This window comes from Arthrobacter sp. Y-9, from assembly GCF_029690065.1.
Lineage (GTDB): Bacteria > Actinomycetota > Actinomycetes > Actinomycetales > Micrococcaceae > Arthrobacter_E.
Map to the genome: position 1 here is coordinate 1,335,247 of NZ_CP121463.1, position 11,447 is coordinate 1,346,693.

General features: G+C 67.8%; 8 protein-coding genes and 1 rRNA gene. 6 read left to right on the plus strand and 3 right to left on the minus strand.

Annotation, left to right across the window (positions count from 1 at the left end):
* Nucleotides 1-89: 89 nt before the first annotated feature.
* Entirely contained in the window at nt 90-854 is a 765-nt protein-coding gene (locus P9849_RS05875) for a maleylpyruvate isomerase family mycothiol-dependent enzyme (protein ID WP_278268715.1), read from the plus strand.
* Between the two features lie 64 nt (nt 855-918).
* On the opposite strand, the gene P9849_RS05880 is transcribed toward P9849_RS05875, so the two are convergent.
* Both P9849_RS05880 and P9849_RS05885 read right to left on the minus strand, forming a co-directional pair.
* Nucleotides 919-1,416 carry a methylated-DNA--[protein]-cysteine S-methyltransferase gene (locus P9849_RS05880; RefSeq protein ID WP_278268716.1) on the minus strand — a complete coding sequence of 166 codons (498 nt, stop codon included), beginning with the start codon at nt 1,414-1,416 and terminating at the stop codon, nt 919-921.
* Complete coding sequence (locus P9849_RS05885) at nt 1,409-2,941, minus strand: AlkA N-terminal domain-containing protein (RefSeq protein WP_278268717.1); 1,533 nt, start codon at nt 2,939-2,941, stop codon at nt 1,409-1,411. Before P9849_RS05885 ends, P9849_RS05880 begins: the two co-directional genes overlap by 8 nt.
* Before the next feature lie 107 nt (nt 2,942-3,048).
* On the opposite strand from P9849_RS05885, the gene P9849_RS05890 reads away from it, so the two are divergent.
* The 4 genes from P9849_RS05890 to tyrS all read left to right on the plus strand — a co-directional run bounded on the left by P9849_RS05890 (nt 3,049) and on the right by tyrS (nt 8,143).
* Entirely contained in the window at nt 3,049-3,732 is a 684-nt protein-coding gene (locus P9849_RS05890) for a DNA-3-methyladenine glycosylase (RefSeq protein WP_278268718.1), read from the plus strand.
* A 74-nt stretch (nt 3,733-3,806) separates the two neighbouring features.
* Complete coding sequence (locus P9849_RS05895) at nt 3,807-4,361, plus strand: adenine phosphoribosyltransferase (RefSeq protein ID WP_278268719.1); 555 nt, start codon at nt 3,807-3,809, stop codon at nt 4,359-4,361.
* A 197-nt stretch (nt 4,362-4,558) separates the two neighbouring features.
* The gene (locus P9849_RS05900) at nt 4,559-6,790 is read left to right on the plus strand and encodes an AAA family ATPase (protein WP_278268720.1); all 2,232 of its coding nucleotides are present in this window, start codon (nt 4,559-4,561) and stop codon (nt 6,788-6,790) included.
* Between the two features lie 36 nt (nt 6,791-6,826).
* Nucleotides 6,827-8,143, plus strand: coding sequence for a tyrosine--tRNA ligase (gene tyrS, locus P9849_RS05905; protein ID WP_278269113.1), 1,317 nt, complete (start codon nt 6,827-6,829; stop codon nt 8,141-8,143).
* A gap of 103 nt (nt 8,144-8,246) precedes the next feature.
* Here the strand turns inward: tyrS and P9849_RS05910 are convergent, their stop codons facing one another.
* Nucleotides 8,247-9,059, minus strand: coding sequence for a carbon-nitrogen hydrolase family protein (locus P9849_RS05910; protein ID WP_278268721.1), 813 nt, complete (start codon nt 9,057-9,059; stop codon nt 8,247-8,249).
* 513 nt (nt 9,060-9,572) lie between these two features.
* Between P9849_RS05910 and P9849_RS05915 the strand changes: the two genes are divergently transcribed.
* Nucleotides 9,573-11,097: ribosomal RNA gene (locus P9849_RS05915) — 16S ribosomal RNA — on the plus strand.
* Nucleotides 11,098-11,447 lie beyond the last annotated feature (350 nt).

An 11,447-nucleotide genomic window follows, 5' to 3' on the forward strand; every position in this document is an offset into this window, starting at 1 on the left:
CCCGCGGAACCCGGCCTCTCGCGCGTCCGGCACGGATTCCGGTTCATGAGCACTCACTGAAACGGCCGTCCCTGGCCTAGGATGGCGGCATGAGCCAGATCACTTCCGGGTCCTCGGACCACGCTTCCGCCGACGACACCCTGCTCCGCGATCTCCGGTCCGCCGCGGACCTGGTGAACAAGCTGGCGGCCTCCCTCGACGATGAGGCCGTGAAGGCGCCGTCGGTCCTTCCCGGCTGGAGCCGGGGCCACGTCCTGGCCCACCTCATGGGCATCAGCGAGGCGATGGCGCGGCAGGTCGAGTACGCGAAGCGCGGTGAGCGGATCGATCTGTACGACGGCGGCTACGAAGGCCGCACGGCGCGCATCGAGCTCGCCGCGGGTCACACCGCCGAGGAGCACCGGGACGACGTCCAGGCCGCGACGGCCCGCGCCCTGGACGCCCTCGGGAGCCTGGAACCGCAGCAGTGGGACGTCCCCATCAGCTACCGGGACGGTGTGGTGCGGGACGGAGCCTTCGCGCTCTGGCGTGAGCTCACCATCCACGGCACCGATCTCGGCCTCGACTACGGTCCCGAGACCTGGTCCAAGGCCTTCTGCCTGCACCTGCTGGACTTCCTCGCGGCCCGTGTCCCGGAAGGGCGGCACCTCGTGCTCCAGCCCCTCGGTCTGCCGCCCCGGACGCTCGGTCACGGGGGCGACGGCGTGGTGGTGAGCGGCATGCTCACGGACATCGCCGCGTGGCTGGCAGGGCGGGAGCCGAGCCTGTCGTCCCTGCGCGCCTCTGCCGCCGCGGACGACGTCGATCTGCCGGAGCTGCTGCCCTGGCCATCCGGCGTCCCGGCCACGAAGTAGCGTTGCGGGGTCAGATGATGTCCCTTCCGGTGTGACCGGGGGACATCATCTGACCCCGCATTCGTCAGGACGCCGCGGCCTCGCGGGCCAGCAGGCTCTCCTTGACCGGAAGACCCCAGCGGAAGCCGCCCAGTGATCCGTCGGTGCGGACGATCCGGTGGCATGGAACGAACAGTGCCGCCGCATTGAACGCGCAGGCGCTGGCAGCGGCCCGCACGGCTTTGGGATTCCCCGCGGCCAGGGCGTAGCCGGCATAGGTCAGGGGGCTGCCCGCCGCGACCTCCCGCAGCACGTCCCAGGCGTGTTCGCGGAACGGACCGGACTTCTGGTGCACGGGCACGGTCATCGGCGCGGTCAGCTCGCCGTCGTAATACGCCAGCACGGCATCCGTCAGCGCGCCGAGGTGGCCCGTCTGGTTGAGCTCCGCGGGCCGCAGGCTCGCGTGCACCTGGGGGAGCAGCTCGTCGAGGTCGGCGGTCCAGCCCGACGCGAGGACCGCGCCGTCCTGGCCGATGACGGTGAAGGGGCCGTCGGGCGTGGTGAGGGTGGTGTAGTCAGCCATGATGCGGTGCTTTCCTCTCGGGGTTCGCGGGCTTTGACGTGGTGGTGGCGCGCGGCAGGGCCGCCAGGCGCCAGAGGTGCAGGGTGGCGTACGAACGCCAGGGGGAGACGGCGGTGAAGGTCGGGTCCCCGGCGTCTCCGCCGAGCGCGCGGATCCCGTTGCGGACCGCGGCATCCCCCGTCAGGAAGATGTCCGGCGCGCCGAGGATCCTCATGGAGAGATACCCGACCGTCCAGGGCCCGATGCCCGCCTGTGGCAGCAGCGACGCCGCGAGCGTCTCCGGGGTGTCGCCGAAGCCGAACTCCAGGTCCCCGGAGGCCATGGCCGCGGCAGCCGCCTGCAACGATGCCGTCCGGCGGGCGGGTCCGCGCAGCAGGTCCGGAACATGCTCCGCGAGCGACGACGGCGCCGGGAACAGCCGCGTGATCCGGCCCTCCGGGTGGGGGCTCGCCTCAGTCGCGGCAGGCGCGGGCGCAGGTGTCTCGAACCGCTCGCCGCAGACGGAGAGTCCCGCGAGGGCCGTCCGGGCCGCGGACACGGTGATCTGCTGACCGACCATGGCGCGCACGAGCATTTCCTGCGGGTCGAGAGCGCCCGGCAGCCGGAGCCCGGGGACCTCCGCCACGGACGCCGCCAGGCGAGGGTCCTCCGCAAGAGCCGCGTCGATGGCCAGGGGGTCCGCGTCGAGGTCGAAGAGCCTGCGGACCCGGGCGATGAGCCGGTGGAGGTCCTTCAGGTTCACGGAGTGGATCTGCAGTTCCAGATACCCCCGGCCGGTGGCCGACACCCGGAAATGCGCCACACCGTGCGGCAGGGCGAGGGCCCGCTCATACGACGTCTCATCCGCGATCTCCACCCCGGGGATCGCACGGATCGCCAGGAAACGGAACACCCCGGGATCGAACGGTTCCCGGTACGGCAGGCGCAGCGTCAGTGTGCCCGCCGGTGCGCCGACCGCGTCGCGTCGACCGTTCGCGGTGGCCCGGAGCTGACCCGGCGTCTTGTCGAACACGGCGGAGATCGTCTCGTTGAACTGCCGGACGCTGTTGAAGCCGGCGGCGAAGGCGACATCAGCCAGGCTCATCCCCGTGGACACGAGCAGCTGCCGGGCCGTCTGCGCACGGGCCGCGCGGGCCAGGGCCAGCGGGCCGGCGCCGAGTTCCTGGCTCAGGATGCGGCCGAGCTGCCGCGTCGAATAGCCGAGCCGGCCCGCCAGGGCGGGGACGCCGCCGTCGTCCACCAGCCCGTCGTTGATGAGGCGCATGGCCCGCGCGGCGATATCGGAGCGGACGTTCCACGCCGGGGTGCCCGGCACGGCCTCGGGAAGGCAGCGCTTGCAGGCGCGGTAGCCGGATTCGTGCGCGGCGGCGGACGTCTCGAAGAACTCGACGTTCTCCGGTTTGGGAGTGCGGGCCGGGCAGGAGGGACGGCAGTAGATGCCCGTGCTCTTGACGGCCGTGTAGAACTGCCCGTCGAAGCGGGCGTCCCTCGTGTCGATCGCCCGATAGCGCTGCCAGAAGTCCATGGCTTCAATTCTGGCAGTTTCCGGACACGTTCACTGGCGGTTTTCGGACACGGCAGTGCAGGGACGGGGCACGGCCCGTGTCAGGGGCGGATGCTAGCGTCGGGGCCATGACGGAGACGGCTGCCGAGGAACGCGACCAGGACCTCCTGACCCCCGACGAGGTCCGCGATCTGCTGAGCGGGGATCCCGTGGAGCTGGCGCCCCGGCTGCTCGGCTCGGTGATCAGCCACACCACATCGGACGGCACAGTCGCGATCCGGCTGACCGAGCTGGAGGCGTACCGCGGTGAGCGGGACTCCGAGTTCCCTGATCCGGGGGCGCACAGCTTCCGCGGCAAGACGGCGCGGAACGCCGCCATGTTCGGCCCGCCCGCGCATCTCTACTGCTACTTCACCTACGGGATGCACTACTGCGCCAACCTGGTGTGCGGCCCGGAAGGCCGGGCCTCGGGGATCCTCCTGCGCGCCGGCGTCGTGGTCGAGGGCACGGCTCTCGCGTGGAGCCGCAGGCCGGCCGCCCGCAAGGAGAGCGAACTCGCCCGCGGCCCGGCCCGGCTGGCGACCTGTCTGGCCCTCACGACGGCGGACACGGGCGCGGACCTGCTCGCGCCGCCGCTGGACCTCCGGGTGCCCCGCAGCGCGCTCGCGGCTGAGGGCCCGGACCAGCGCACGGTGCTCTCGGGGCCGCGGGTAGGGGTCTCCGGGGCGGGCGGCAGCCTGGAGTATCCGTGGCGGTTCTGGCTCGACGGCGAGCCGAGCGTCTCCGTGTACCGCCCGGCGAAGCCGCGCTGAGCGTGGCGCGGAACACCCGCTCCGCGTCCGGCTCCGGTCCGCACGGCCGGGCGCCGGGGCCTAAAATGGAGGGCGTGCCTGAAACAGCCCATGAATCCGCCATCGCCCTTCTCGACCGGCTCTGCGCCGTCATCCCGGATTACCCGGAGCCCGGGATCGTCTTCCGGGACCTGACGCCGGTCTTCGCCGATGGTGAGGGCTTCCGCACCGTGGTGGACGCACTGGTCGAACCGTACGCGGGCCGTTTCGACGTGGTGGCAGGCGTGGAGGCCCGTGGCTTCCTGCTCGCCGCGGCCGCCGCGTACGCCTCCGGCAAGGGTGTCGTCGCCGTGCGCAAGGCCGGCAAGCTCCCGCGCGAGACCTACGCGCAGGAGTACGCCCTCGAATACGGCACGGCCACGCTGGAGATCCACCGGGACGACCTCGCGCCCGGCACCCGCGTCCTCCTGCTCGACGACGTCCTCGCCACCGGCGGCACGCTCGCCGCTGCGCATGAACTCTTCTCCCGCGCCGGCGCGGAGGTCACGGGGATCGGCGTCGTCATGGAGCTCGACGGCCTCCCGGGCCGGGAACGACTGGCCGCGGCCGGCATCGATCTGGACCTCGTGCACGCGCTCCAGAAGGTCTGACCCGGGTGCTCTGACCGGGCACCTCAGAGGGCTGCCCGCGGCACGCTCCGACGGGCGCGCCGGGTCCCATCCGGTGCCCTCGGCCAGCCGCCTCCGCCGGTCCGCCGGGACGTTCCCTTCCGTTCACCCGAATGGCTGTAGAATGGACGGTCCGTTATCGACAATGGCGGGGAACCTTGGCGAAGAGGAGTTGCTTGATGCTCGAGGCTGAGCTGGCGCGTGAACGGGACTATGTCCACGGCCTGTACCACCGGCTGGATGAACTCCGCGAAGAGAAGCGCGGGCAGCTCGCCCGCGTGCGCCGGGGCGGACCCGTGGGGAGCATGCAGAACGTGTCCGAGCGGGACGCGTTCGCAGCGCTGTATGAGGACCGGCTGGCCCAGTTGGACGCGGTCGAGGACCGGCTCGTGTTCGGGCGTCTGGACCTGGATGGCGGGGAGGCCCAGTACATCGGGCGCATCGGCCTGTCCACGGAGGACCTGCAGCGGCTCATGGTCGACTGGCGAGCCCCCGAGGCCGGCCATTTCTACCAGGCCACGGCCTTCGACCGGCAGGGTGTGCGCCGCCGTCGTCATCTGATCCTGTCCGGCCGCGAGCTCAAGGCCATGGAGGACGACGTCCTGGACCCCGGCATGCTGGGGGAGCAGACCGGCCATCAGGGTGAGGGCGCCCTGCTCGCCGCACTGAACTCGAAGCGCACCGGACAGATGTCCGACATCGTCAGCACCATCCAGGCCGAGCAGGACCGCATCATCCGCAGCTCGATGTCCGGGGCCCTCGTGGTCCAGGGCGGTCCCGGCACCGGAAAGACGGCCGTGGCCCTGCACCGCGCCGCCTACCTGCTGTACACGCACCGCGAGCGGCTGAAGTCCGCGGGCGTGCTGCTGGTCGGCCCCAGCACGTCCTTCATGAAGTACATCGAGAGGGTGCTGCCCTCCCTGGGTGAGACCGGCGTGGTCATGGCCAGCCTCGGCAAGCTCATGCCGGGCATCGACGCCGTCCCGGAAGCCGATCCGCAGGTGGCGGCCCTCAAGGGGCGTCTGGCCATGGCGATCGTCGTGGCCAACGCGGTGGCGCAGCGTCAGCGCACCTTCCGTTCGCCGCGGACGCTCGAGGTGGAAGGCTACCGCCTGACCCTGAGCCCCAAGCAGGTCTCCCGCGCCCGGGAGAAGGCCCGCCAGACCGGCAAGCCGCACAACGAGGCGCGCGGGACGTTCGTCAAGATCCTGCTGCGCGAGCTCACGGAGCAGCTCACCGAGAAGGTCCTGGCCGCCAACCCGGGCAACAGCGCGGACCGTTCGTACCTGGCGGAGGACGTCCGGTCGTCCCACGACGTCCGGGTGGCGCTCAACCTCGCCTGGATGCCGATGACGCCGGAGAAGCTCCTGTCCGAGCTCTTCTCCCGTCCGGACATCCTGAAGGCCTGCACTCCGGGGTTCACCGAGGCGGAGCGCAAGCTCCTGCTCCGCCCGGCCGACGCCCCCTGGACGGAGGCGGACGTGCCGCTCCTGGACGAGGCCGCCGAACTCCTGGGCGACTACGATGTCCACGCCGGCCGCAACGCCGCCCTCGCGGAGCAGGAACGTCAGCGCGACGTGGAGAACGCCAAGGCGACCCTGCGGAACATGGAGCACATGGGCATCGACCCGCTGTTCACCGCCGAGGAACTCGCCGAGCGGAACGCCGAGCAGCACCACCGGCTGAGCGCCGCGGACCGTGCGCGCGGGGACCGCAACTGGGCCTACGGCCACGTGGTGGTGGACGAGGCGCAGGAGCTTTCGCACATGCAGTGGCGCCTGCTGGCCCGTCGCTGCCCGCTCAAGTCGTTCACGATCGTGGGTGACATCGCCCAGACCAGCTCCGCCGCGGGCGCGCTGTCCTGGGCCTCGGCGCTGACCCCCGAGTTCGGTGATCACTGGCGTCTCGAGGAACTTACGGTCAACTACCGCACCCCGTCGCAGATCGCCGAGGCCGCGGTCCGGATGGCGAACGCCGCCGGTCAGATCGTCTCCGCCCCCAAGGCGGTCCGCGAAGGCCGCTGGGCGCCGCAGATCGACCGGGTGTCCGCGTCCGACGTCGTGCCCCACCTGGTGCGCGCCGTCCCCGAAGAGCTCGAGATGCTCGACGGCGGCCTGCTCGCCGTCATCAGCGGCCCCCGCCACCGCGCCGCGGCCGAGGCTGCCCTGCGCGCCGAGTACGGCGGCCGCGTCGGCACGGGGTCCGGCAGCTACGACCAGGACATCGTGGTGATCAGTCCGCAGGAGGCGAAGGGCCTCGAATTCGACGGTGTCGTCATCCTCGAGCCCGAGGAACTCCTGGACGAGGCCGACGGGCGTGTGGGCGATCTGTACGTCGCCATGACCCGCCCCACCCAGCGACTCCGCCTGATCGCCTCCGGGCGCATCCCCGAGGGCATCGAGAAGGTCTGAACCCGTGGGAAATGCTAATTTGGAGGGGTGTCACAGCTGAGCGAAACCATCGAGGGCTCCGCCCTCGCCAAGCAGAAGAACGATTCCGCCTTTGCCAACGTCTGGCAGGAGCTGAAGTGGCGTGGCCTGGTCCACGTGTCCACGGATGAGGCGGAACTGGAGAAACTCCTCGCCGGCGAGCCTGTGACCTACTATTGCGGCTTCGATCCCACGGCGCCGTCCCTGCACCTCGGCAACCTGGTGCAGCTCCTGGTGATGCGCCGTCTCCAGCTGGCCGGCCACAAGCCGCTGGCGCTGGTCGGTGGTTCCACGGGTCTGATCGGTGATCCGCGCCAGACGGCCGAACGGGTGCTCAACACCCGGGAGACCGTGGCCGAGTGGGTGGAGAAGCTCCAGGCGCAGGTCTCGCGCTTCCTCTCGTTCGAGGGGGAGAGCTCCGCGCGCCTGGTGAACAATCTGGACTGGACCGCGCCGCTGTCCGCGATCGACTTCCTGCGCGAGGTGGGCAAGCACTTCCGCGTGGGCACGATGATCAAGAAGGACATCGTCGCGAGCCGCCTGAACTCCGATGAGGGCATCAGCTACACCGAGTTCAGCTACCAGATCCTCCAGGGCATGGACTACCTCGAACTGAACCGCGCCTACGGCTGCGTCCTGCAGACCGGCGGCAGCGACCAGTGGGGCAACCTGACCAGCGGCACCGAGCTGATCCGCAAGGTGGAGGGCCGCAGCGTGCACGCGCTGGGCACCCCGCTGATCACGAACTCGGACGGCACCAAGTTCGGCAAGAGCGAAGGCAACGCCATCTGGCTGGACGGCGACATGTGCTCGCCGTACACCTTCTACCAGTTCTGGCTGAACACCGCCGACGCCGATGTGATCGACCGCCTGAAGGTCTTCACCTTCCTGAGCCGTCCGGAGATCGAGGAACTGGCCGTGTCCGTGGCCGAGCGCCCGTTCGCCCGTGAGGCGCAGCGCCGCCTGGCGTGGGAGGTCACCGGTCTGGTGCATGGCGTCGAGGCGACCGAGAAGGTCATCGCGGCGTCCGCGGCGGTGTTCGGCAACGGCGATCTGTCGGTGCTGGACGAGGCGACGCTCCTGGCGGTGTCCTCGGAGCTTGCCTCCGCGACCGTGCCGGCGGACGGCCTGGCCGTGGTGGATCTCCTGCTCGCGACCGAACTGGTGAAGTCCAAGTCCGATGCCCGCCGCACCATCACCGAGGGTGGCGCCTACGTCAACAACGTCAAGGTGACGGATGTGGACTTCGTGGTGCCGGCCGAGGATCTGCTGCACGGCAAGTACCTGCTGCTGCGCCGCGGCAAGAAGAACCTCGCGAGCGTCACGGTCGCCTGACCTTCCGCCCTTTCGAGACGCACGACGACGGCCCGCCCTCCCCGGGCGGCTCACCTTCACGGTGGGCCGGGGAGTGGCGGGCCGTCGTCGTTTCCGGAGGGGCTCAGACCTCGACGCGATTGGCGAGCACCGGAAGGACCTCCCTGGCCCGTCGGACCACGTCGAGGTCGAGCTCGGCGAAGAGCAGCTGCACGGCGCCGTCGGCGCGCGCCACGTCCTGTCCGAACGGATTCACGACGCCGGAGTGTCCCACCCCGGTGGGAAGCCCCTTCGGATTCTCCACGCCGACCGACGCGGGATCCGCCTGGCCGCAGGCCAGCAGGTAGCTCGTGGTGTCGAGCGCGCGGGCGCGCGTGAGGAGTTCCCACTGCTCGACCTTCCCCGGGCCGGGTCCCCAGGAGGCGCAGACGATCTGCACGGTGGCGCCGGCCAGGGCGTTCGCGGTGAACAAGGCAGGGAACCGCACGTCGTAGCAGGTGGACAGGCCGAAGGTCACGCCGTCGAGTTCGAACGTCACGGCCACGTCACCCGGCTCGACCGTGTCCGACTCCGCGAAGCCGAAGGCGTCGTAGAGGTGGATCTTCGTATAGGAGGTCGAGACTTCAGGCCCTGTCACCAGCAGGGTGTTGCGGACCTTGGCGCGGGCGTCGCCTGCGGGCTCGACGCCCGGGGTGAACATGCCGGCGATGATGGTGATGCCGAACTGGTGGGCGATTCCCTCCACCTCGCGGGCCCAGGGACCGTCCAGTGGCTGGGCGATGTCCTGGAGTGGATTGCCGAACGCCCGCATCGTCGCTTCCGGGAACACGATCAGACGCGCTCCGGCCTCGGCCGCTCGGGCGGTGAACTCACGGATCGCTTCGAGATTGCCGGTGAGATCGGCGCCGCTGTGGATCTGGGCGAGTGCGATGCGCATGCGAACTCCTGGTCCGGGGGAGGGGCCGGCTTCTTCCGGCACTGACCACTCCAGCATCTGTCGGGAGGAACGCCGAGTCCAGTCCTCCCGGGGCCACCGGGAGCGTTCGGGAGCGATGCCGAAGCCCCGATGTGGCCGGGTTCACAGAATTGCCGGCTGCGGAGAATGGTCCGATCCATGGTCCGAAACCCCACGAAAACCCCGGAATTCCGCGGAAGTTCCAGGTGGTGAGGCACCGCAGGGTGCTGAATTTGCGCAGACGCCGGAACCTGCGTATAGTTGATCAGGTCGCCGCGACGGAGACGGAAAGGGTCCTGAAGGATCCGGAACCGCCCGGAGGCGGCAAACAACCTTCCTCATCGTCCTGGAACCTTCGTGTCCGGGATAGACGGTTGGATGTCTGTTGTTTGAGAACTCAATAGTGTGTCATGTTTTTTTGATACCAATGTTTTTTGGTAATCACTGATCTTGCCGCCCCTGTGGTGGATTGGTGTTTGCTGGGTTTTGAATTTCTTTTTGGAGAGTTTGATCCTGGCTCAGGATGAACGCTGGCGGCGTGCTTAACACATGCAAGTCGAACGATGAAGCCTAGCTTGCTGGGTGGATTAGTGGCGAACGGGTGAGTAACACGTGAGTAACCTGCCCTTGACTCTGGGATAAGCCTGGGAAACTGGGTCTAATACCGGATACGACCATTGCCCGCATGGGTTGGTGGTGGAAAGCTTTTGTGGTTTTGGATGGACTCGCGGCCTATCAGCTTGTTGGTGAGGTAATGGCTCACCAAGGCGACGACGGGTAGCCGGCCTGAGAGGGTGACCGGCCACACTGGGACTGAGACACGGCCCAGACTCCTACGGGAGGCAGCAGTGGGGAATATTGCACAATGGGCGAAAGCCTGATGCAGCGACGCCGCGTGAGGGATGACGGCCTTCGGGTTGTAAACCTCTTTCAGTAGGGAAGAAGCGAAAGTGACGGTACCTGCAGAAGAAGCGCCGGCTAACTACGTGCCAGCAGCCGCGGTAATACGTAGGGCGCAAGCGTTATCCGGAATTATTGGGCGTAAAGAGCTCGTAGGCGGTTTGTCGCGTCTGCTGTGAAAGGCCAGGGCTCAACCCTGGTTCTGCAGTGGGTACGGGCAGACTTGAGTGATGTAGGGGAGACTGGAATTCCTGGTGTAGCGGTGAAATGCGCAGATATCAGGAGGAACACCGATGGCGAAGGCAGGTCTCTGGGCATTAACTGACGCTGAGGAGCGAAAGCATGGGGAGCGAACAGGATTAGATACCCTGGTAGTCCATGCCGTAAACGTTGGGCACTAGGTGTGGGGGACATTCCACGTTTTCCGCGCCGTAGCTAACGCATTAAGTGCCCCGCCTGGGGAGTACGGCCGCAAGGCTAAAACTCAAAGGAATTGACGGGGGCCCGCACAAGCGGCGGAGCATGCGGATTAATTCGATGCAACGCGAAGAACCTTACCAAGGCTTGACATGGACTGGATCGCATCAGAGATGGTGTTTCCCTTCGGGGCTGGTTCACAGGTGGTGCATGGTTGTCGTCAGCTCGTGTCGTGAGATGTTGGGTTAAGTCCCGCAACGAGCGCAACCCTCGTTCCATGTTGCCAGCGCGTAATGGCGGGGACTCATGGGAGACTGCCGGGGTCAACTCGGAGGAAGGTGGGGACGACGTCAAATCATCATGCCCCTTATGTCTTGGGCTTCACGCATGCTACAATGGCCGGTACAAAGGGTTGCGATACTGTGAGGTGGAGCTAATCCCAAAAAGCCGGTCTCAGTTCGGATTGGGGTCTGCAACTCGACCCCATGAAGTTGGAGTCGCTAGTAATCGCAGATCAGCAACGCTGCGGTGAATACGTTCCCGGGCCTTGTACACACCGCCCGTCAAGTCACGAAAGTTGGTAACACCCGAAGCCGGTGGCCTAACCCCTTGTGGGAGGGAGCTGTCGAAGGTGGGACTGGCGATTGGGACTAAGTCGTAACAAGGTAGCCGTACCGGAAGGTGCGGCTGGATCACCTCCTTTCTAAGGAGCAAACGAGATCATGGCCGCTTCCTGCATGGGTTGTGGTGGTGGTTGAGTGTAGAACCCGCCTGCCAGGGCGTTCGTTCCTGGGGTGTGGTGCTCATGGGTGGAATATCGAAGAAACACATCCTCGTGATGGTTGGTGGGTTCCTGTGAAACAAGGGGGCCCGTTGGCTGGGGGTGCGGTTCCTGCACGGGTGCTGTGATGCTGCGTTTTAGTACGCCGGCCGGTGACGGTTGGTTGGAACGGGTGTGGTGTTGTGGTGGTGCTGGGGTTGTTGACACACTGTTGGGTCCTGAAGCAACAGGCCCGTCGCATGTCTCCTTTGGGGGTGTGTGGTGGTTGTTGT

Bases quoted from the DNA above. Each gene is read 5' to 3' on its own strand.
- P9849_RS05875 (WP_278268715.1), top strand. From the start codon at position 90: ATGAGCCAGATCACTTCCGGGTCCTCGGACCACGCTTCCGCCGACGAC.
- P9849_RS05880 (WP_278268716.1), bottom strand. From the start codon at position 1,416: ATGGCTGACTACACCACCCTCACCACGCCCGACGGCCCCTTCACCGTC.
- P9849_RS05885 (WP_278268717.1), bottom strand. From the start codon at position 2,941: ATGGACTTCTGGCAGCGCTATCGGGCGATCGACACGAGGGACGCCCGC.
- P9849_RS05890 (WP_278268718.1), top strand. From the start codon at position 3,049: ATGACGGAGACGGCTGCCGAGGAACGCGACCAGGACCTCCTGACCCCC.
- P9849_RS05900 (WP_278268720.1), top strand. From the start codon at position 4,559: ATGCTCGAGGCTGAGCTGGCGCGTGAACGGGACTATGTCCACGGCCTG.
- P9849_RS05910 (WP_278268721.1), bottom strand. From the start codon at position 9,059: ATGCGCATCGCACTCGCCCAGATCCACAGCGGCGCCGATCTCACCGGC.